The sequence below is a fragment of the Sphingobium lignivorans genome (genome assembly GCF_014203955.1).
Lineage (GTDB): Bacteria > Pseudomonadota > Alphaproteobacteria > Sphingomonadales > Sphingomonadaceae > Sphingobium > Sphingobium lignivorans.
Window position 1 is genome coordinate 1,598,851 of the sequence record NZ_JACHKA010000001.1, and the last position, 21,266, is coordinate 1,620,116.

General features: G+C 67.1%; 16 protein-coding genes. 13 read left to right on the forward strand and 3 right to left on the reverse strand.

Translation table 11 applies throughout. From position 1 onward, the window contains the following. Positions 1–3 precede the first annotated feature (3 nt). Positions 4–744 carry a bifunctional 2-polyprenyl-6-hydroxyphenol methylase/3-demethylubiquinol 3-O-methyltransferase UbiG gene (gene ubiG, locus HNP60_RS07250; RefSeq protein WP_184152013.1) on the reverse strand — a complete coding sequence of 247 codons (741 nt, stop codon included), beginning with the start codon at positions 742–744 and terminating at the stop codon, positions 4–6. 103 nt (positions 745–847) lie between these two features. Here ubiG and HNP60_RS07255 point away from each other — a divergent pair, with 103 nt between their 5' ends. The 10 genes from HNP60_RS07255 to HNP60_RS07300 all read left to right on the forward strand — a co-directional run bounded on the left by HNP60_RS07255 (position 848) and on the right by HNP60_RS07300 (position 15,159). Further along, entirely contained in the window at positions 848–2,107 is a 1,260-nt protein-coding gene (locus tag HNP60_RS07255; RefSeq protein ID WP_184152016.1) for an aspartate kinase, read from the forward strand. A gap of 194 nt (positions 2,108–2,301) precedes the next feature. Further along, the gene (locus HNP60_RS07260; protein WP_420825242.1) at positions 2,302–3,288 is read left to right on the forward strand and encodes an NAD(P)H-dependent flavin oxidoreductase; all 987 of its coding nucleotides are present in this window, start codon (positions 2,302–2,304) and stop codon (positions 3,286–3,288) included. 222 nt (positions 3,289–3,510) lie between these two features. Next, entirely contained in the window at positions 3,511–5,805 is a 2,295-nt protein-coding gene (locus HNP60_RS07265; RefSeq protein ID WP_184156923.1) for a sensor histidine kinase, read from the forward strand. A 4-nt stretch (positions 5,806–5,809) separates the two neighbouring features. Beyond that, positions 5,810–6,268, forward strand: a complete 459-nt coding sequence (gene tsaE, locus HNP60_RS07270; RefSeq protein WP_184156926.1) for a tRNA (adenosine(37)-N6)-threonylcarbamoyltransferase complex ATPase subunit type 1 TsaE — start codon at positions 5,810–5,812, stop codon at positions 6,266–6,268. Next, entirely contained in the window at positions 6,265–7,257 is a 993-nt protein-coding gene (locus tag HNP60_RS07275) for an aminoglycoside phosphotransferase family protein (RefSeq protein ID WP_184156928.1), read from the forward strand. Before tsaE ends, HNP60_RS07275 begins: the two co-directional genes overlap by 4 nt. Further along, positions 7,254–7,979 (forward strand): nucleotidyltransferase family protein, encoded by a 726-nt coding sequence (locus HNP60_RS07280; RefSeq protein WP_184152022.1) that lies wholly within the window; start codon positions 7,254–7,256, stop codon positions 7,977–7,979. Before HNP60_RS07275 ends, HNP60_RS07280 begins: the two co-directional genes overlap by 4 nt. Then, positions 7,972–10,989 carry a double-strand break repair protein AddB gene (gene addB, locus HNP60_RS07285; protein WP_184152024.1) on the forward strand — a complete coding sequence of 1,006 codons (3,018 nt, stop codon included), beginning with the start codon at positions 7,972–7,974 and terminating at the stop codon, positions 10,987–10,989. The genes HNP60_RS07280 and addB overlap by 8 nt, the downstream gene beginning before the upstream one ends. Then, positions 10,982–14,473, forward strand: coding sequence for a double-strand break repair helicase AddA (addA, locus tag HNP60_RS07290; protein ID WP_184156930.1), 3,492 nt, complete (start codon positions 10,982–10,984; stop codon positions 14,471–14,473). Before addB ends, addA begins: the two co-directional genes overlap by 8 nt. A 33-nt stretch (positions 14,474–14,506) precedes the next feature. Beyond that, a complete protein-coding gene (trxA, locus tag HNP60_RS07295) occupies positions 14,507–14,827 on the forward strand; it encodes a thioredoxin (protein ID WP_014075792.1) in 321 nt (106 codons plus the stop codon). Positions 14,828–14,889: 62 nt separating this feature from the next. After that, positions 14,890–15,159, forward strand: coding sequence for a hypothetical protein (locus tag HNP60_RS07300; RefSeq protein ID WP_184152026.1), 270 nt, complete (start codon positions 14,890–14,892; stop codon positions 15,157–15,159). A gap of 255 nt (positions 15,160–15,414) precedes the next feature. On the opposite strand, the gene HNP60_RS07305 is transcribed toward HNP60_RS07300, so the two are convergent. Next, positions 15,415–16,212 carry an inositol monophosphatase family protein gene (locus tag HNP60_RS07305; RefSeq protein WP_184049636.1) on the reverse strand — a complete coding sequence of 266 codons (798 nt, stop codon included), beginning with the start codon at positions 16,210–16,212 and terminating at the stop codon, positions 15,415–15,417. Positions 16,213–16,216: 4 nt separating this feature from the next. After that, on the reverse strand, positions 16,217–17,440 hold the full coding sequence (argJ, locus tag HNP60_RS07310; protein WP_184152028.1) for a bifunctional glutamate N-acetyltransferase/amino-acid acetyltransferase ArgJ: 1,224 nt from the start codon (positions 17,438–17,440) through the stop codon (positions 16,217–16,219). Between the two features lie 99 nt (positions 17,441–17,539). Here argJ and HNP60_RS07315 point away from each other — a divergent pair, with 99 nt between their 5' ends. The 3 genes from HNP60_RS07315 (at position 17,540) to secA (ending at position 21,256) form a co-directional block, all read left to right on the forward strand. Then, the gene (locus tag HNP60_RS07315) at positions 17,540–18,049 is read left to right on the forward strand and encodes an energy transducer TonB (RefSeq protein ID WP_184152030.1); all 510 of its coding nucleotides are present in this window, start codon (positions 17,540–17,542) and stop codon (positions 18,047–18,049) included. 103 nt (positions 18,050–18,152) lie between these two features. Then, the gene (locus tag HNP60_RS07320; RefSeq protein ID WP_041391798.1) at positions 18,153–18,401 is read left to right on the forward strand and encodes a hypothetical protein; all 249 of its coding nucleotides are present in this window, start codon (positions 18,153–18,155) and stop codon (positions 18,399–18,401) included. A 113-nt stretch (positions 18,402–18,514) separates the two neighbouring features. After that, positions 18,515–21,256 carry a preprotein translocase subunit SecA gene (secA, locus tag HNP60_RS07325; RefSeq protein WP_184152032.1) on the forward strand — a complete coding sequence of 914 codons (2,742 nt, stop codon included), beginning with the start codon at positions 18,515–18,517 and terminating at the stop codon, positions 21,254–21,256. Positions 21,257–21,266: the final 10 nt, after the last annotated feature.

Here is a 21,266-nt window from a genome sequence, read left to right on the forward strand (position 1 = left end):
TTATCAGGCTGGAATCTGGGTAATCGCCAGAATGTAATTCAGTGCCAGATTGTCGCTCAAAACGAAGCCGTATCGGGGATCGGCGAGCAAGCCCTTGCGGTCCACGACCTGCAGCCCCTGCGCCGCGAGCTGGGTTTCCATCTCGTCGGGCGTGATAAACCGCGACCAGTCATGCGTGCCCCGGGGGATGGTGCCCAGTCCTTCCGCCAGTGAAACGATGAGCAGGCGGGAGAGGGGCGTGCGATTGGGCGTCGAGAGAATCAGCAGGCCATCGGGCTTGAGCAGGCGCGCGATGGCGGCCAGGAAGAGGGCCGGGTCGCTGACATGCTCGATGACTTCGAGCGTGGTGATGAGATCATAGCGCGGCTCGGCGAGCGTCTCGACGCCACAGGCCCGATAGTCGATGGCGAGGCCCATGGCATCGGCATGCGCGCGGGCAACGGCGATGTTTTCCGGCGCCGCGTCGATTGCCGTGACCGCTGCGCCCATACGTGCGAGCGGTTCGGCGACGAGGCCGGCGCCGCAGCCGATGTCCAGCGCGCGCTTGCCGGCAAGGGGCCGCAGTGTTGCGCTGTCGCCATGCCAATGCCGGTCGATCGCCTCCCGAATATAGCCCAGCCGGGCCGGACCGAGCTTGTGCAGCATGGCGCTGCCACCTTCGGGATCCCACCAGTCGGCGGCCTGGGCGCCGAAATGCGCCGCTTCCCTGGGGTCGATCGTCCCTGCTTGCGCGTCGCTTGCCATGACCTGTCCTGCTGACTAAGAGGGCGCCGGCTCGAAGCCGGCGAAACCAAAACGCCTGTTTTCCTGCCCCCTTGATAGTCGATGAAAGGTCCGCGGCAAGTCCATGGCGCGAATTGTGATGAAATTTGGCGGCACGTCGATGGCCGGCATGGAACGCATCCGCAACGTCGCACTGCGCGTCAAGCACGAGGTCGGCCTTGGCAACGAGGTCGCGGTCGTGGTTTCCGCCATGGCGGGCGAGACGGACCGGCTTGTCGGCTTCTGCAAGGAAGCGAGCCCGCTCTACGACGAGGCCGAATATGACGTGGTCGTCGCTTCGGGCGAACAGGTCACGTCCGGCCTGCTGGCGATGACGCTCAAGGCGATCGGCGTGGACGCCAGGAGTTGGCTGGGCTGGCAGCTTCCCATCCGCACGGTGGAAGCGCACAGCAAGGCACGGATCGACGACATCGAAACGCAGGCGCTTCTGCAGGCGATGGCAGCCGGACAGGTCGCGGTGATTCCCGGCTTCCAGGGCCAGATGGCGGATGGCCGCGTCTCCACCCTCGGCCGGGGCGGCTCGGATACCTCGGCTGTCGCCATCGCGGCCGCTGTGAAGGCTGAGAGATGCGACATCTATACGGACGTGGATGGCGTCTACACGACCGATCCGCGCATCGTGAGCCGGGCCCGCAAGCTCAACAAGGTTACCTATGAGGAAATGCTGGAGCTGGCGAGCGTCGGCTCGAAAGTGCTGCAGACCCGCTCCGTCGCGCTCGCGATGAAGGAGAAGGTGCGCGTGCAGGTGCTCTCTTCGTTCGAGCAACCCGGCAATGATCCCGAACCTGGCACGATGATCGTCAGCGAAGAAGAAATCGAGGAAAGCGACATGGAACGGCAGCTCATCACCGGCATCGCGCACGACAAGAACGAGGCCAAGATCATCGTGACCCGCGTGCCCGACAAGCCGGGCGCCGTGGCCAGCATCTTCCTGCCGCTTGCCGAGGCGAGCATCAATGTCGACATGATCATCCAGAACGACAGCAAGGACAATGCGGAGACGGACGTCACCTTCACGGTGCCGCGCGCCGACCTTGCCCGCAGCGTCGACATCCTCGAGGCACGCAAGGAAAGCATCGGCTTCCGGCGCATCATCACGGACGCGGAGGTCGCGAAGATCAGCGTGGTGGGCGTAGGCATGCGCAGCCATGCCGGTGTCGCCGCGCTGATGTTCAAGACGCTGGCTGATCGCGGCATCAACATCGAGGCGATCTCGACGAGCGAGATCAAGGTCTCCGTGCTGATCGACGAGGACGAGACGGAACTGGCGGTCCGCGTGCTGCATACGGCTTATGGCCTGGACGGGGATCAGCCGGCGGGTTGAGCCGCCGCTGACATTGTGGCTGAATGCCGGATGCGGGAAACCCCCGCCCGCCAACGCACCAGCCTGTATCGGCTCGGCTTGTGTCGAGACGTCGCCGGCGGCAAGACGCTGTGGGGCGAAGAATGCGTGCCGGAGCGCACTGGATAGAAAGAGAACAGGGGGTTTCCTTGACCGTTGATCGACTGGCCGCCCTGATGGCACGCGGCGCGGAATTTCTGGGCAGCGAGACTGCAATCATTTGCGGCGCGATGAGCTGGGTGTCCGAGCGGCATCTGGTCTCCGCCGTCAGCAATGCCGGCGGCTTTGGCCTGATCGCCTGCGGCGCGATGACGCCCGAATTGCTGGATGCCGAGATCGCGGCCGCCCGCGCGCTCACGGATAGGCCCTTCGGCGTCAATCTCATCACCATGCACCCGCAGCTTTTCGACCTGATCGCGGTTTGCGCGAAACATGGGGTGGGCCATGTGGTCCTTGCCGGCGGCCTGCCGCCCAAGGGCAGCATCGAGGCGATCAAGGAATGGGGGGCGAAGGTCATCTGCTTCGCGCCGGCGCTGGCGCTGGCCAGGAAGCTGCACCGCTCGGGTGTCGATGCTCTGGTGATCGAGGGCATGGAGGCCGGGGGGCATATCGGACCCGTGGCGACCGGCGTCCTTGCACAGGAGATCCTGCCGGTGCTCGCCGGGGAACTGCCGATCTTCGTCGCTGGCGGCATCGGTCATGGCGAGGCGATCGCGGCCTATCTGGAAATGGGGGCGGCCGGCGTCCAACTCGGCACGCGCTTCGCCTGCGCCGCCGAGAGCATCGCGCATCCGAACTTCAAGAAGGCGTTTTTCCGTGCCTCAGCGCGTGACGCGGTGGCCAGCGTACAGATCGACCCGCGCCTGCCGGTCATTCCCGTGCGCGCCTTGCGGAATGCGGGAAGCGAGGCGTTCACTGCAAAGCAGCGCGAAGTCGCGCAATTGCTTGATGACGGCAAGGTCGACATGGGTGCGGCGCAGCTTCAGATCGAGCATTACTGGGCCGGCGCACTACGCCGGGCAGTGATCGATGGGGACGTGGAGAATGGCTCGCTGATGGCGGGGCAATCGGTGGGCATGGTGACAAAGGAAGAGCCCGTTGCCGACATCATCGCCGCCCTGATGGCCGAGGCGCGCGCGGCGCTGGCTCGTCGCGCTGCCTGATCCTTACGACGCGGCCGACCGGGGCGATGCTCAGGGAAATGGCGTCTCCTCCGATAAAAACTTCGGGGTGAGCGATTGCGTTCAGAAGACGCGCCCGGCCATGCGTTTGTTCCCGCCCTTCGTCCATGCCTTGTCTCGCGCGGGATTGGCTCGTAATCCAGCTTGGTGACTTCGCTTCCACCGCTTACACTGGCCATTGCCGGAGCCGTCCTGGCCTTGTGGATGGCATTGTCGCTCTGGGCTCTCCTGACGGGACTCAGTCTGCGCCGGTCGTCCCGGCAGGCGCGGGGGCAGGCCGACCGGCTGGCGGACCTCCTGCAATCGGCACCTGCGATTCCCATGCTCGTGCGATCGGACGGACGCATCGAAGCGCCTGATCGCCTTGCAAACTGGCTTGGGCGCACCACTGTTCCCGCCTTTCTCTCCGAGCTGGTGTCAGAGGAAGGTGGGCTCGAGCCGGAGCATTCCCGCTCGCTGGCTGCCGAGGTCAAGGCGGCCCAGCGCGGCGGACGCTCCTTCGTCCTGCCCATCCGGGCCCGCGGATCGAGCCGGACGCTGCTGGTGCGTGGAGGGCCGGCCGGTCCGGATCTCGCCAGCCCGGGCACGATCGTACTGTGGATCTTCGATGCGACCGAGAGCCAGTCCCAGATCGAGGAGTTGCGCAAACGCGTCGGCGATTATCGGGAAGCGCTGGAGGCATTGTCCGGCGTTATCGAGGCCGCGCCGATGCCGGTATGGCATCGCGGGGCCGACCAGCGCCTGAGCCTCGTCAACAGCGCATATGTCCGATCGGTCGACGGGGAGTCAGCACAGCAGGTGATCGAGCAGGGCATCGAGCTCGTCGAAGCGGTCGATGGCCTGTCCCCGAGCGCATCCGCCGCGCGCGCGGCCGATGCCAATGCGCCGACCGCACGCATGGTCCCCGTCACCATCGATGGCGAACGGCGGCTCATGCGGGTCGTGGATGTGCCGCTCGGCCCGGTCGGCGTTGCGGGCTATGCCATCGACATGCAGGAGCTGGAGGAAGCCAGAGCCGAGCTTCGCCACCTGGTGCAGGCCAATCGGGACATGCTCGACAGGCTCTCCGCGGGGGTGGTACAGTTCGGTTCCAACCATCTCCTCCAGTTCTGCAACCAGCCTTTTCTGAGCATTTTCGGCCTCAGCCCGGAAATGGCAACTGCCGACACCCATTTCGACCGCGTGCTCGACGCGATGCGCGACGCGGGGCTGGTCCCAGAGACCGCTGATTTTCCAGCCTGGCGCAAGGAGAAGGGCGAATGGTTCCAGTCGCCCAATGCCCGTGAGGAGCATTGGCGGCTGCGCGATGGCGTGCATATGCGCGTCTATGCCCAGCCGCTCCCGGATGGCGGCCTGCTGCTGATCTTCGAGGATCGGACCGAGCATGTGCAGCTGTCGAGCGCGCGCGATACGCTGCTGCGCGTGCGTACCGCTACTCTGGACAATCTGTTCGAAGCGATTGCCGTGTTCGCGGCCGATGGGCGCCTCCATCTCTGGAACAGTCGCTTCCGCCAAATATGGGCCGTGCAGGAAGTGTTGCTCGCCACCCATCCGCGCGTCGATGAGCTGATGTCGGCGCTGGCGGACCGGCTGGCGCGTCCGCAGCAATCGAGCCTCGTTCACCAGCTCATCCGGGCAGCGACCGTCGAGCGCCGCCAGCGGGGCGGACGCATCGCGTTCGCCGATGGACGCTATTTCGAGTTCGCGGCCATTCCGCTGCCAGACGGCAATGCGCTGTTCGTCATGCTCGATATTTCGGACAGCCGCCGTATCGAGCAGGCGCTGCGCGACCGCAACGAAGCGCTCGAGGATGCCGATCGGGTGAAGACCGCTTTCGTGTCCAACATGAGCTACGAATTGCGGACCCCGCTGACCTCGATTGCCGGCTTCGCGGAGATGATGCAGTCCGGCTATGCGGGAGAACTGACGCCCCAGGCGCGCGAATATGTGGATGCGATCATCGCCAGCACCATGCGCCTCGCGCGCCTGATCGACAATGTGCTCGATCTTACGCAGGGCGCGGCGGGGGGCTTGCCGATCGAGCGCAAGCCGGTGGAGGTGGAACCGCTCGTGACGGGGCTTGCCGCTGCCTTCGAGGAGAAGGCGCAGGCGCGCGGCGTCACGATCGCGCTGGCGCTGCGGCCCAACCTGGGCACGATCGTCGGTGATGAACGGCGCATCCGGCAAGCCGTGGAGCATGTGGTTGATAATGCCGTGCGCTTCGTTCAGGACGGTGGGCGGGTGCTGATCCATGGCGAGGGCACGCACAAGAGCGTGCGCATCATCGTCTCGGATGACGGCCCCGGCATCGAATCCCGGCTGCAGGCCCGCCTGTTCGACAGCTTCGCGCGGTTCGGGCGCAATGCGGCCGGGGAGACTACGGGGCTCGGCCTGCCGCTCGTGCGCCAGTTCGTGGAATCCCATGGCGGCTCGGTGAGCCTGGTGTCGGAGCCGGGGCAAGGCACCATCGTCACGATCGAGCTGCCGCGTGGCGAATGACGCCATGCGCATCGTGACGCGCGCGCTTGCCGGGCCGGAAGACACACAGGCTGCCGGCGAGGCGCTTGCCGGGCAGCTTCGCCCCGGTGACGTCCTGATGCTGGAAGGCGGGCTGGGGGCTGGCAAGACGACGCTCGCGCGTGGCCTGCTGCGCGGCCTGGGTTTCACGGGCGATGTGCCCAGCCCCACCTTCGCGATCCTGCAGGGTTATGAACCACCGGAAACGGCGCTGCCGCTCGCCCACGTCGATCTCTATCGCATCGAGGAGGAAGGCGAACTGGAGGAACTGGGACTCGACGACTGGCTGAGCGAGGGCGTGCTCGTGATCGAATGGCCCGATCGGCTTGGCGGTCGCTATGCGGGCAATGCGCTGGCGCTGACGATCGAGCCGTCCGGCGAGGGCGGGCGAGTCTTGACAGCGCGCCTCCCCCGGTCTTGGGAAAGCCGATGGCCGTTCCCATGATTCCGCCCGCCGGCGCTCCCGCTTTTCTTGCCGCTGCCGGATGGAAAGGTGCGCAGATCCTCCCGCTTGCCGGCGATGCCTCGTTCCGCCGCTATTTCCGGATCGTGGATGGCGATCGCCGGGCGATCCTGATGGACGCGCCGCCGCCGCACGAGGATCCGCGTCCGTTCATCGCCGTGGGGGAATGGCTTTGCGGCCATGGCTTCGCCGCGCCCGCCATCCTCGCGCGTGACCTGGCGCAGGGTCTCGTCCTGCTGGAGGATTTCGGCGATGCGCGCGTGCGCGAATATGTCGATGCCGCTCCTGAGGAGGAAATGGCGGTCTATACCCGCGCGGTGGATCTGCTTGCGCTGCTGCACCGGCAACCGGCCAAGGCCGACCTCCCGCCTTATGATCGTGCCGTCTATCAGCGCGAGGCAGGGCTGCTTCCCGAATGGTTCTGCCCCGCCGCCGGGCTCGACGTCGATCAGGAGAGCTACATCGCCGCCTGGGATCAGGTGCTGCCGATCGTCGAGGGCGATGCGGCGCCGGTGGTGACGGTGCTGCGGGACTATCACGCCGAGAATATCATGCTGCTGCCGGACCATGCACGCTCGCATGGCCTGGGCCTGCTCGATTTTCAGGACGCGCTGGCGGGGCATCCCGCCTATGATCTCGTTTCTCTCCTGCAGGACGCGCGGCGCGACGTCTCGCCCGAGGTCGAGCGGGCGATGCTGGCTCATTACCAGTCCGTCGCGGCGGTCTCGGCGGATTTCGAGGCAGCCTATGCGGTGCTCGGCGCACAGCGCAACGCCAAGATCATTGGCATCTTCACCCGGCTCTGGAAACGCGACGGCAAGCCGCGCTACCTCGATTTCCTGCCGCGCATGTGGGGGCTTCTGGAGCGCGATCTTGCGCATCCGGCGCTGGCGCCCGTCGCCGCATGGTTCGCTGTCAATGTACCGACACAGGCGCGCGGGCCGCTGCATAGCGACGAGAATGCGGCATGAGCATCGAACTCGAGACCGCGATGCTGATGGCGGCAGGCCTCGGCAAGCGCATGCGTCCGCTCACCGCCACCCGGCCCAAGCCGCTGATCCGCGTCGCGCGCCAGCCTTTGCTGGATCATGCGCTCGACCGGATCGAGGAAGCCGGCATCCGCCGCATCATCGTCAATGTCCATTATCTGCCCGATGCGATCGAGGCGCATCTGGCTGCCCGCGCGCGGCGCACCGGTGCGGACTATGTGATCTCGGACGAGCGTGACAAGTTGCTCGAAACGGGCGGCGGGCTGGTGAAGGCCCTGCCGCTGCTCGGTGACAAGCCGTTCCTGTGCGCCAATAGCGACAATCTCTGGATCAATGGCCCGTTCGATGCGATCGGCGCGCTGGCGGCGCGCTGGGTCGACAGGGCGATGGATGCCCTGCTGCTGATGATCCCCCATGCGCGGGCGACCGGCCACAGGGGGCTGGGCGATTTCCACATGGATGCGAATGGCCGGCTTAGCCGCCGCCGGTCCGGGCGCGTCGCGCCGTTCGTCTTCACGGGCATCCAGATCCTGTCGCCCCGGCTCATTGTCGAGCCCCCCTCGGATGTCTTCTCCACCAATGTGTTTTGGGATCGGGCCATCGCGGAGGGGCGCGCTTATGGCATGACCCATGCCGGCCTGTGGTTCGATGTCGGGACGCCGCAGGCCATTCCGCTGGTCGAGGCGGCGCTCGCCAGTGTCTGAGCGGCGCGCGCCCGCTCTCTATACCATTCCCGCCCACCGGGCTTTTTCGGATGCGCTGGCAGCGGGCCTGCTGGCGCGCCACGGCCGCGAGGATGGCGGGTTACGCTTGGCGCGGGGCATCATCCTCCTCCCCAACAATCGCGCGGTGCGCGCCGTTCGTGACGCATTCGTGCGCGCGTCTGGCAGCGGCCTGCTGCTGCCCCGCCTCGTGCCCGTGGGCGATGTCGATCTCGACCAGACGCTGGGCAATGCGCTCGCTCCGCTGGGCGCGGACGCGGTGCTGCCTCCTGCCATCGGATCGACCGAGCGACTGATGATGCTGGCCCGGCTGGTGCGCGAGCAGCGCGCAAAGGCCGGGGACCGGATCGAAATGGGCGAGGCCTGGCGTCTCGCCGCTGCGCTGGCGCGCACGCTCGACCAGCTCATCGTGGAGCGCAAGGCGCCCTCGGACCTGAAGGCGCTGGAGCCGGACGAACTCTCCAGCCACTGGCGCAGCGCCTTTGGCGCCTTCGAGGAGCTGATGGCGGCCTGGCAGCAGGCGCTGGCCCTGCGGGGCTGCATCGACATGGCCGAGCGGCGCAACCGGCTGCTGGATCATGTCGCCGGGCGCTGGCGCACGGCCCCGCCGGACAGATTCGTGGTGGCGGCGGGTATCGTTACCAGTGCGCCCGCGGTGGCGGGTCTGCTGCGTGTGGTGGCGGACCTGCCGGACGGCATGGTCGTCCTGCCCGATCTCGACCTCAACCTGACGCCGGAGCAATGGGACGCGATTGGCCCGGTAACGGTGCCTGAGCCGGGGCGCGAGCGGGCAGTTCCGCCACAGGAAACCCATCCCCAGTTCGCGCTCAAGCTGATGCTCGAGCGGATGGGCGTGCACCGCGACGAGGTGGCACTCTGGCGCTGGGGCAGCGAGCATGACGCGCGCGCGGTGCGGGGCCGGGCGATCAGCAATGCGATGCTGCCCGCGCTGCTGACGGGCGGGTGGCCGAAGGTGCCGCGCGGAGAACGCGCCCTGCGGGACGTGCGCGGCATAGAGGCTGCCAGCCCCGCCGAGGAAGCCCAGGCCATCGCCATCGCCTTGCGCGAGGCCGTGGAAACGCCCGGCCGGACGGCGGCTTTGGTGACGCCGGATCGCGCCCTTGCCACGCGCGTCTCCGCGCATCTGCGGCGCTGGGGTATCGAGGCTGACGACAGTGCGGGGCGGCCGCTCGCGCAACTGCCGCCGGGCACGCTGCTGCTGGCGCTGGCCCAGGCCGGAGCGGAGCGGTTCGCGCCTGTCGCCTTGCTCGCCCTGCTGAAGCATCCGCTCGTGATGGCGGGGGAGGGGCGCCTTGCCTGGTTGGAGCAGGTGCGGCGGCTCGACCTCCTGCTGCGCGGCCCCCGGCCGCCAGCGGGGCTCGACGGCATCGCCGGCTTGCTCGCGGAAGAGGGCGGGCGACGGGAACCCCTTCGTGCCGCGTTGCGGCCTTGGTGGCCCGGCGTCGCCGCGATGCTCGGCGAGATCGAGTCCGCCTTCGCTGCCGAGCGGCCCTTGCCCGATCTCTTTGCGGCGTTGCGCGGGGCAGCCTCGGCGCTCACAGGCGAGCGGGTCTGGTCGGGGCATCAGGGGCATTCTGCCGCCCGGCTGATGGCGGAGGCAGAGGCTGCGGCGCCGCATGGGCCGCCCACTGCCGATCCGGCCGGCTTCGTGAGCATGCTGGCGCAGATCCTGACGGCCGAGGCTGTCCGTCCGCCGCAGGGCGGTCATCCTCGCGTGCAGATACTGGGCTTGCTCGAAGCCCGACTCCAGCAGGCCGATCTCATGATCCTCGCGGGGCTCAACGAAGGCGTGTGGCCCGGCCTGCCGTCGCCGGACCCGTGGCTGGCCCCACGCATTCGCCATGCGCTCGGCCTGCCAGGGCTGGATTATCGGATCGGCCTTTCGGCCCATGATTTCGCCAACGGGCTGGGGGCGCCGCAGGTCATCCTGTCGCGCGCCCGGCGCGATTCCTCGGCGCCGACGGTCGCGTCGCGCTTCTGGCTGCGGCTCAAGGCCATGACCGGCGAGCGCTGGGTGGAAGACAAGCGCCTGATCGCGCTCGCGCGCATGATCGACCGGCCAGTCCAAGCGGCGCCGGCCACGCCGGTGCCCGCGCCATGCCCGCCGGTGGAGGTGCGACCGAAGGAGATCGCGGTCACGGACGTCGATCGCTTGCGTGCCGATCCCTATGCTTTCTACGCGGCTCGAATCCTCCGCCTCTCCCCACTGGAGCCGGTCGATGCCGATCCCGGCCCGGCCTGGCGCGGCACGCGTGCGCATGACGTGCTGCAGCGCTGGATGGAGGAAGGCAGCGGCGATCCGGCCCGGCTGGCGGCCCTTGCGCAGGACATGATCGCGGGCGCTGCCGCGCATCCGTTGCTGCGGGCGCTCTGGCAGCCGCGCCTGCTGGCCGGCCTGGATTGGGTCGCGGCGGAAGTGGCGGTGCAGCGCGAAACGGGGCGCACGATATTGTTCGGCGAACGCTGGGGGAAGATCGAGCGGGGCGGCGTCGTGCTGCGCGGCAAGCCGGACCGGATGGACCGGCTCGCCGATGGTGCGCTCGCTGTGGTCGACTACAAGAGTGGCGCCACCGCATCCGTGCGGCAGGTCGAGGCGGGCTATTCGCTCCAGCTCGGCCTGCTCGGCCTCATCGCGCGCGAGGGCGGATTCGAGGAGGCGGCGGGGGTGGCGCGAGGCACACCGGTCAGCGCCTTCGAATATTGGAAGCTCGGCAAGTCCGCCAAGGGCGCGTTCGGTTACAAGCGCCCGCTCACGGACCCGCGCGGAGCGCACAAGCGGATCGTGACCGATGCCTTCCTGCCCATGGTCGAGCGCTTCTTCGATGAAGCGGCGGCGCGCTGGCTGACGGGGGGAGAGCCGTTCACGGCGCGGCCGCATTCGGATGCGCCGGTCTTCACGGACTATGACCAGCTCATGCGGCTCGACGAATGGTTCGGCCGGGGCGGGCGGTCAGGTGGTGGCGATGGCTGAGGTCGGCATTCTTCATCCCCTCACGGGCGATCAGGCCGGCGCGTCCGATCCGCGTGGGCATCGCTGGGTGACGGCGTCCGCCGGCACGGGCAAGACGGCGGTGCTTTCCGCTCGGGTCCTGCGGCTGCTGCTGCAGGATGTCGCGCCCGAGCGCATCCTGTGCCTCACCTTCACCAAGGCCGGTGCGGCGGAGATGGCCGAGCGCGTGCATGGCCGGCTCGCCCGCTGGGTGCAGGTCGATGATGTCGACCTGTTCCGCGACCTTGAGGCGCTGGGCGAAGTGGCCGATCCTGCCATGCGCGAGAAAGCGCGCCTGCTTTTCGCCCGCGTGCTCGATGCGACTGGCGGGGGCCTGCGCATCCAGACGATCCACAGCTTCTGCCAGTCGCTGCTGGCCGCCTTCCCGCTGGAGGCGGGGCTGGTGCCTGGCTTCGAGCCGCTGGACGATCGCGGGCAGGCGGAGCTCTCGCGCCGGGCGCTCATCGCCATGATCGAGACCGCGCAGCGCGACGCGGACGAGCCGCTCCTTTCCGCCATCGAGATGCTGGCGCTGCGGCTGGGGGAGGAAGGCACGCAGGCCTATCTCGCCCGATGCGTGCGTGCGGCGAGGGCGCTCGATGCCTTGCCGGACGATCTGGAAGAGGCGCTGCTGGATCAGCTCGATCTGCCCACCGGCGATGTCGAGAGCGTGCTGGCCGAGCGCTGCGTGGATGCAGCCTTTCCGGTGGCACTTCTGCGGCAGATCGCCGCTGCCAACGCCGCATGGGGCGCGAAATCGGGGCTGGAAACGGCCGATCGCATCGCTGCTTGGCTGGCCGCGGCTCCGCAGGCGCGGGCGGAAGGGCTGGACGAGCTCTGCAGCGCGTTGCTGACCCGGGAAGGCGAGGTCAAGAATCGCAACCGGGACAAGCTGCTCGCCGCCGCGCCCGATTATGTCGCGCTGGCGACCACCTGCGGCGAGGCCATCCGGGCGCTGGTCGATCTGCGGCGCCATGTCGCTTTCGTGCATCTCGCTGCGCGGGGGCTCCATGCCGGACGCGCCTATGCCCGCGCTTATGCGCAAGCCAAGCGTCAGGCGGGCGCCGTGGATTTCGACGATCTCATCGGCCATGCCAGCGCCTTGCTGACGCGCCCCGGCATGGCGGAATGGATCCGCTACAAGCTGGACCAGCGCGTCGACCATATTCTGGTCGATGAGGCGCAGGATACCAATGATGCGCAGTGGAGCATCGTCTGGTCCATCGTGGAAGAATTCCTCGAGGTCGAGGATGACGGACTTTCGGCCCTGCGCACCCTGTTCGTCGTGGGGGATACCAAGCAGGCGATCTTCGGTTTCCAGGGCACCAGCCCCGAAGCCTTCCTCGGCGCGCTGCGGGAATTCCGCGTGGCGGCCGGGCGAGTCAGCCATCCCTTCGAGGAATTGCCGCTGGCGCTCAGCTTCCGCTCCATGCCGGCGGTGCTGGATGTCGTCGACGCGGTGCTGGATGAGGTCGGTCATGCCGAGTTCGGGCTCGAATCGCCATCCGCGCCGCACCAGAGCGCCCGGCGTCATCCCGGACGCGTGCTGCTGCTGCCGCCCACGTCCCTGATCGTCGCGCAGAGCGAGACGGAAGGCGAAGGCGCGGAGGAGGTCGAGGACGGCCCGGTCGAAGGCGAGGAAGACTGGCTCTCGGATCATCAGCGCCGCCATGCCGAGAAGATCGCGCGACTCGTGAAGGCGCTGATCGGCACGCCGCTCGCCAGCAAGGGGCGCGATGCGCGGCCCGGCGACGTTCTCGTGCTGCTGCGCAGTCGCGGCGCGCTTTCCCGCCTCATCGTGGCGCGACTCTATGAAGCGGGCGTGCCGGTGGCGGGCGTCGATCGCTTGCGGTTGCAGACGCCCCTCGCGGTGCGGGACCTCTTGGCGGCACTGCGCTTTGCCGTGCAGCCGGAAGATGATCTCAATCTTGCGGGCCTGCTCGTCTCGCCGCTGATCGGCTGGAGCCAGGAGGATCTGCTGGCCCGCGCGATTCCCCGCCGTGGTTCGCTCTGGGGGCATCTGCGCGAGAATGCCGCGCCGGAGGCGCTGGCGCCGCTGCGCGGGCTGCTGGCAGCGGCGGATTTCACCACGCCCTATCGCTATCTGGAAGCCATCCTGTCCGGGCCGATGGATGGGCGGCGCAAGCTCGTCGCGCGTCTGGGCGAGGAAGCGCGCGATGCGATCGACGAGCTCATCAATGCCGCGCTCGGCTTCGAGGCGGACGACCACCCGTCGCTCCAGCGCTTCATCGACTGGTTCGATCGCGGCGATGCGGACATCAAGCGGGAGCTGGGCGAGGGGGGCGACATGGTCCGGGTGATGACCGTCCATGGCTCCAAAGGGCTGGAAGCACCGATCGTCATCCTTGCCGATGCCGCCTTCGATCCCGGCCAGCGGCCGCGCGCCGATGCGGTGGACCTGCCCGTGGCAAAGACCTCGCTGCCGCTGATCCGCCCGGGCAAGGGCGAGGCCGCGCCGCCTATCGAGGCCGCGATGGATGCGGCGCAGCGGCTCGACATGGAGGAGCATTGGCGGCTGCTTTATGTCGCTCTCACGCGGGCGGAGGAGCAACTGATCGTGACCGGCGCGCTTGGCAGCCGCGCCAAAGGCGTGGTGCCGGAAGGGAGCTGGCATCAGGCGGTGGAGCGCGCGATGCGGCGGCTCGGCGCGGATCGTCTTGCCATGGAGGAGTGGGGCGAGGGTTTCGCCTGGCAAGGCCCGGCCGGACTGCCGCCTGCCCGGCCCGCGCGGGGCGATGGCGACCAGACGCCCGGTGGGGTGGATGAGGCTCTGCCCGACTGGCTGCATGCGCCCGCGCCCACGGAAGCGCGGCCGCCGCGCCCGCTGGCGCCCTCGGCGGCCGTGGACGATGACGTGCCCGATCCGCCGCCCGATACCGCCATGCGGGCGGCAGCGGAGCGGGGGCGCCTGCTGCATGCGCTGTTCGAGCGCCTGCCGGACCTTCCGGGCGAAGAGCGTGCAGCGGCGGCCGAGCGCTGGCTGGCGGGGCCGGGCGGTCTTGCCGATCCCGCCGCGCGCGGGGTGCTGGTGGCGCATGTGCTCGCCGTGCTCGACGATCCCGCTCATGCCGCCCTGTTCGGACCCAGCGCGCTTGCGGAAGCGCCGGTCGCCGCAGTGGTCGACGGCCAGGTGATCGCCGGCACGGTCGACCGGCTGCTGGTGCGGGACGAGGACGTCCATGTCGTGGATTTCAAGACCGGGCGGGCCGTGCCGGCGGACGTGGCGCAGGTGCCCCTCGCGCATGTCCGCCAGATGGCGGCCTATGTCGCGGCGTTGGCGGAGATCTTTCCCGAGCGGCAAATTCGCGCGAGCCTGCTCTACACGGCGGGACCGCGTCTCATCGATTTGCCGGCCGCGCTGCTTTCCGCCCACAAGCCCCGCTTTGGACCGGCGGAGCACAACTTGTCCGCCCACAATCTTGAGACGGGCGGTCCGGCTGACTAGATAACAACGCAAAGATGCAAGGAGTTTGCGATCATGGCCACCAAGGCGATTTCCGACGCGAGTTTTCATGACGATGTGATTGCGGCCGACAAGCCTGTGCTGGTCGATTTCTGGGCGGAATGGTGCGGCCCTTGCCGCATGATCGGGCCGGCGCTGGAGGAAATCAGCGAGGAGCTCGGTGACAAGGTGACGATCACCAAGATCAACATCGACGAGCATCCCGACGCGCCCGCGCGCTATGGCGTGCGCGGCATCCCCACGATGATCCTCTTCAAGAATGGTGCGCCCGCCGCCACCAAGGTCGGCGCCGCGCCCAAGAGTGCGCTCAAGGGCTGGCTCGAAGGCGAGCTGTAAGGTTTTTCGGGAAGACGTCTTCCGGTCTCGGTCCGCCATCGACCGGGAGACGTATCCGAAACATGATGCACGAGATGGCGGAGTGCTGGATAAACCAGGTTTACTGGATATATATCTTTCAAAATCAATCTGTTGCCGGCTATATTTTGGTTGCCGTGAAAGTTTCGGCTTTCTCCCGCCAGAGGATCGGCGCCCGGACTGAAACAAGCCGAGTCGCAGAGAGCCATGCCGATGCCCGGCCACATGAGAACGGGATGGACCGAGGGATCGCGCGGGGTCTCCATGACTGCGCCGCCGGCCTGTCCAACATGGCGCTCCAGTCCGGAAGTTGACGAAGATGACGACCCGTCCGTCTCATCTTCCGCTCTCCGTGCGCTTTGCGGTGGACCGACGCGGCGGACGCCGGAGCCCGCCCGGCAAGCCTGTGCGGGCTGGCCGGATGATGAAAATCCCTCCAATGAGAAAGAACCCTGCTTGCCAGCACCCTTTCGACAGGATGCGGTGACCGGCAGGGCTGCCATAAGAACAGCGGTGTAGGACAGGAAAAAGCGAGGCTGACGGACGCAGAAACGGCGACCGGCTTTCGCTCAGCGGTAAAGAATCTCCGCTGCCCGGTCCCACATGGCGGGGGAGGCGGCGGCAAGCATGCCGCGTCCGGGCTCGGCGCCGAGCCTGTAGGGTGATCCGTCCGGGCGCGCTACGCGGCCACCCGCCTCGTTGACGAACAGCGCGCCGGGTGCGTGATCCCATGGCAAGGTCCGCTCAAACACGGCGAGGTCATGCGTGCCAAGCACGATGCGCGGATATTGCTCACCGGCACAGCGGGGGATGTCCGCCATGGCGAAGCGGCCCTCGATCCGGTCGATGAGGCCTTGCCGGTCTTCCGGCTTCACGAAGAGCAAGGAGATGCCGGCAATCGGCAAGGCGGCGCCGCTCTCACGCGCGATCACGCGCTCGCCATCGATGCTCGCGCCCTGGCCGAGCGCGGCATGGCAAAGACGGCCGGTCAGGGGATCGAGCATCCAGCCCGCCTGCGTGACGCCCGCATCGACCAGCGCGACCATGATCGCGAAAGGGGGGCGCCCTGCAGCAAAATTTCCTGTTCCATCAATAGGATCGATGAGCCAGTTCAGGCCTGTTGCGAGATCGTTCATCCGGGCCGGATCGGCCGCGCAGGCTTCCTCGCCCACGAGACCGGCCTCGGGCAGCAATCTCGCCAGCCCTTCGTTGAGGCGCTCTTCGGCTTCCCGGTCGGCGATGGTCACCAGCTCGCCGGCGGTCTTCTCCTCGACTTCGTGCGTGGCGAGATTGCGGTAGCGCGGCAGCACGACATCGCGCGCCACGGCCCGCATCAGATCGGCGACCGAGTCCGTCAGCGCGTCCATGGGATCAGCTCCGGTAATCGGCGTTGATCGAGATGTAGCCGTGGGTCAGGTCGCAGGTCCACACTGTCGCCTTGCCATCGCCCAGCCCCAGATCGACGCCGATACGGATTTCGCCACCACGCAAATGATCGGCAACTGGCGTCTCGTCATAGCTCTCGACCGCAAGGCCATCTTTTGCGACCCATATATCGCCGAACCGGATGGCCAGCCGGTCCCGGTCGGCCGGTTCCCCGGCCTTGCCGACGGCCATGACCACGCGGCCCCAGTTCGCATCTTCGCCCGCGATCGCCGTCTTCACGAGCGGGGAATTGGCGATCGAGAGCCCCACCCTGCGGGCACTCTCGTCACTCGCGGCGCCGCTGACGGCGATCTCGATGAACTTACGGGCGCCTTCGCCGTCCCGCACCACCAGCTTGGCCAGTTGCCCGCATATGTCGTCCAGCGCGGACAGGAATGCGTCCGCGCCCGGATCGTCCATCGTTCTGAGCGGTGCATTGCCGGCCTTGCCTGTGGCGAAGACGAGGACGGTATCGCTCGTCGAGGTATCCCCATCCACAGTGATGCACGAGAAGCTCGCCCGGTTGCAGGTGTCGAGCATCTGCTGGAGCAGGGCGGGCTCGATCGCCACGTCCGTGAACACATAACCCAGCATGGTGGCCATGTCCGGCGCGATCATGCCGGATCCCTTGATGATCCCGGCCAGCCGAACCGTCCTGCCATCCACGATCGCGCTGGTCGTTGCCCCCTTGGCGAACGTATCGGTCGTGCCGATCGTCTCGGCCGCCTGCTCCCAGGTGCAGGGCGCAGCGGTGAGCGCGGCATCCACGCCCGCGCGTGCCTTGTCCTGCGGCAGCGGCACGCCGATCACGCCGGTCGAGCTCACGAAGACTTCATCGATCGAGCAGCCCAGATGCGCGGCGACCTGCGTGCGAATCTGGTCGACCGCCTCGCGGCCCCGATAGCCGGTGAAGGCATTGCTGTTCCCGGCATTCACGATAAGCGCGCGAGCCCGGCCGCCAGCCGCGCTTTCCCGGCCCAGCTCGACTTCCGTGGACGAGCAGACATTGCGCGTGAACACACCGGCGACGGCCGTGCCTTCGCTCAGCGCGACATAAGTGAGATCGCACCGGTCCCATTCCTTGTATCGTGCGCGCGCAATGCGCGGTGTCACGCCTTCGATAGTAGGCAGGGCGGGGAAAGGGCGGGCAAGGGGAGAGCGTTCGGTCATGGCCGCGCGATGGACCCAAAAATCGGGCGAATCAAGGGATCGCATCCATGGCTTTGCTGGCGGCCGGGAATTCGCATAGGCAAGCGTCCGGGAGGCGCCATGAACAGGAAGTCGTCGGATCTGCTGAATGCGCTTGGGGGCGTCATCGCCATTGCGACCCTTCTCGCTTTTGCCTGGAGTCACGTCCCTGTCGACGGGCTGACGCGCCGCGCCGGGCGCGTCGTGCATCTCGCGGTGCAGGATCTGACCATCGACCTTGGCATGGCGGGGTCTGCGATCACGCCGGGGCCGCCTCCCGTCATCATATTGCCACCTGGAAGCAAGGCGCCCCGGGGCCGTGGCCCGGCGACCTGGATCACGAACGACGATTATCCCATGGAAGCGCTTCGCAACGAACAGTCAGGCGTGTCGCACATCGCATGGACCATCGAGACCGATGGTCGCGCAGGGCAATGCCATGTCGTTCGCGCTAGCGCCCACGCCGCGCTGGACGAGGCTGCCTGCCGTCTCATCCTGCGCAATGGCCGATACGAGCCCGCTCGCGATGCGCAGGGGCGCGCCATACGGGCGGTGGATCAGCGGCGAGTCGTCTGGCGACTGGCTGACTGAGCGCGCTATTCGCTGCCTGTTAATCCCGAATGGAATAGACGAAGGCGGTATTGGCCCTTATGTGGGCATCGTCCAACGGCGGAGTGTTTCTCGCTTGCAACTAATGATCCTCCTTTCCGCGCTTCTGGCGTCGCTGACCGGCCTTGTGGCCGGAGAGCGGCCGGTCGAGCGGGCACAGGTGGAGCAGAGCGCCGTTGCGGCCGTCGCGGGGGTCGCCGCGATCGCCGCTTCGTCCGCATCGCGGCCGGTTGACGTGGCGCCTGTGACGTGGACGGATGCGCCGCGTGCGCAGGTCGTGCGTCCCCTCGCCATGAACACGCGCCTCGCCATCCGGCAGAGCTGGCTGAGATAAGCCGTTCCGGGCCGCTCCCGGCGGTCCGCATGCCTCCAGCGCGCTGAAATGCGCGTGCGTTCCCGGCTGCACGCCGGTTCCCAGACCCGTATTCCCATGACAGGATTCAGCCCATGTTCGGCGCACTCGCCAAATCCCTTTTCGGCTCGTCCAACGATCGCTACGTCAAGTCGCTGCGCAAGACCGTGGAGCAGATCAACGCCTTCGAGCCCACGATTTCCGCGATGGATGACGCGACGCTCGTCGCCCAGACCGCCAAGTTCCGCGCCAGCCTCGCTGAGGGTGCCACGCTGGACCAGATCCTGCCGGAAGCCTTCGCTACCGTGCGCGAAGCCGCCAAGCGCACGCTCGGGCAGCGCCATTATGATGTGCAGCTGATCGGCGGCATGGTGCTCCATCGCGGCGAGATCGCCGAGATGCGCACCGGCGAGGGCAAGACGCTGGTCGCCACGCTCGCTACCTATCTCAATGCGCTGGAGGGGAAGGGCGTCCACGTCGTCACCGTGAACGACTATCTGGCCCGGCGCGACTGCGAATGGATGAGCCGGCTTTACAATTTCCTTGGCCTCACCACCGGGGTGATCGTGCCCAATCTGAGTGAAGCGGAGCGGCGCGAGGCCTATGAGGCCGACATCACCTACGCGACCAACAACGAGCTGGGCTTCGACTATCTGCGCGACAACATGAAGTATGAGCGCAACCAGATGGTGCAGCGGCCGTTCAACTTCGCGATCGTCGACGAGGTGGACTCGATCCTGATCGACGAGGCGCGCACGCCTCTCATCATTTCCGGCCCGACCGACGACAAGTCCGAGCTTTACATCGCCGTCGACAAGCTGGTGCGGCAGCTCTCCGACACGGACTTCGAGAAGGACGAAAAGCAGCGCAGCATCGTCCTGACCGAGGACGGGACCGAGAAGGTCGAGCGCATGCTCGAGGAAGCCGGGCTGCTGCAGGGCGCCAATCTCTACGATTTCGAGAACACGCAGGTCGTTCATCACGTGAACCAGGCCCTGCGCGCGATCTTCATGTTCCGGCGCGACATCGATTATATCGTGAAGGACGGCAAGGTCGTCATCATCGACGAGTTCACCGGCCGCATGATGGATGGCCGGCGCTGGTCGGACGGGCTGCATCAGGCGGTGGAAGCCAAGGAAGGCGTCAACATCGAGCCCGAGAACCAGACGCTCGCCTCGATCACGTTCCAGAATTATTTCCGCATGTACCCCAAGCTGAGCGGCATGACAGGTACAGCCTCCACCGAGGCGGCGGAGTTCTACGACATCTACAAGATGAACGTGGTGACCATCCCCACGAACCTGCCTGTGCAGCGCCAGGACGACGAGGATCTTTTCTACAAGAGCCTTGAGGACAAGTTCAAAGGCATCGCCAAGACGATCAAGGAACATCAGCTGAAGGGCCAGCCGGTGCTGGTCGGCACGGTGTCCATCGAGAAATCCGAGCTGCTGTCCGCCTTCCTGAAGCAGGAGAATGTGCCGCACAGCGTGCTGAACGCGCGCTTCCACGATAGCGAAGCGCGAATCGTGGCGCAGGCCGGCCGGCTCGGCGCGGTCACCATCGCGACCAACATGGCCGGTCGCGGCACGGACATCCAGCTTGGGGGCAACCTCGAATTCCGCGTCGAGGACGAATTGAATGCCATGCCCGAGGGGCCCGAGCGCGACGCCGCGATCGAGCGCATCCGGGAGGAGATCAAGACCGAGCGGCAGCAGGTGCTCGATGCGGGCGGCCTGTTCGTGCTCGGCACGGAGCGGCACGAGAGCCGCCGCATCGACAATCAGCTGCGCGGCCGGTCCGGTCGTCAGGGCGATCCCGGCCTCAGCCGCTTCTACCTGAGCCTCGATGACGATCTGCTGCGCATCTTCGGGCCGGACACGCTCTTTGCCCGCATGATGCGCTCCTCGCTCGAGGACGGGGAGGCGCTGCCGCCGTCCAAGTGGATGAGCAAGGCGATCGAGACCGCGCAGAAGAAGGTCGAACAGCGCAACTACGACATCCGCAAGCAGGTCGTCGAATATGATGACGTGATGAACGACCAGCGGAAGGTCATCTACGAGCAGCGCAGTGACATCATGGATGCCGGGTCCGTGAACGACGTCGTGACAGATATGCGTCACGAGACGATCAACGGCATCGTGGGAGCGGCCTGCCCGCCGGGCACCTATCCCGAGCAATGGAATGTCGAGGGATTGAAGGCCGATGTGGAGCGCACCCTTGCGCTGACGCCCGATATCGACGGCTGGCTCAAGGAAGACGCGGTCGATCCCGAGATTTTCGTCGAGCGGATCATCGCCATGTCCGATGCGGCGCTGGCGGAGAAAACCGCGCAGATCCGGCCCGAGACATGGGCCAGCATCGAAAAGAGCATCCTGCTCCAGAATCTCGATCATCACTGGAAGGAGCATCTGGCCACGCTCGATGCGCTCCGGCAGGTGGTGCATCTGCGCGCCTATGCGCAGAAGACGCCGATCAACGAGTACAAGCAGGAAGCCTTCGCCCTGTTCGAGCGCATGCTGAACAGCATTCGCGAGGATGTGACGAACACGGTCAGCCATATCGAGTTCCAGTTGCAGGAACCGACCCCGCCGCCGCTGCCGGACCTGCCGGACTTCCTTACCAGTCACATCGATCCGTTCACCGGCGAGGACAACAGCGCGGATATCGACGCGGGAACGCGCGGCCTTATCACCACCACCATCCCGCGCATGGCGCCGGCGATGGCGGGCGCGACCGGTGGCGACAATCCCTATGCGGACCAGAATATCAGCCGCAACGCGCCGTGCCCCTGCGGGTCGGGCGAGAAATACAAGCACTGCCACGGCGCGCTGGCCTGAGCGCGCACCT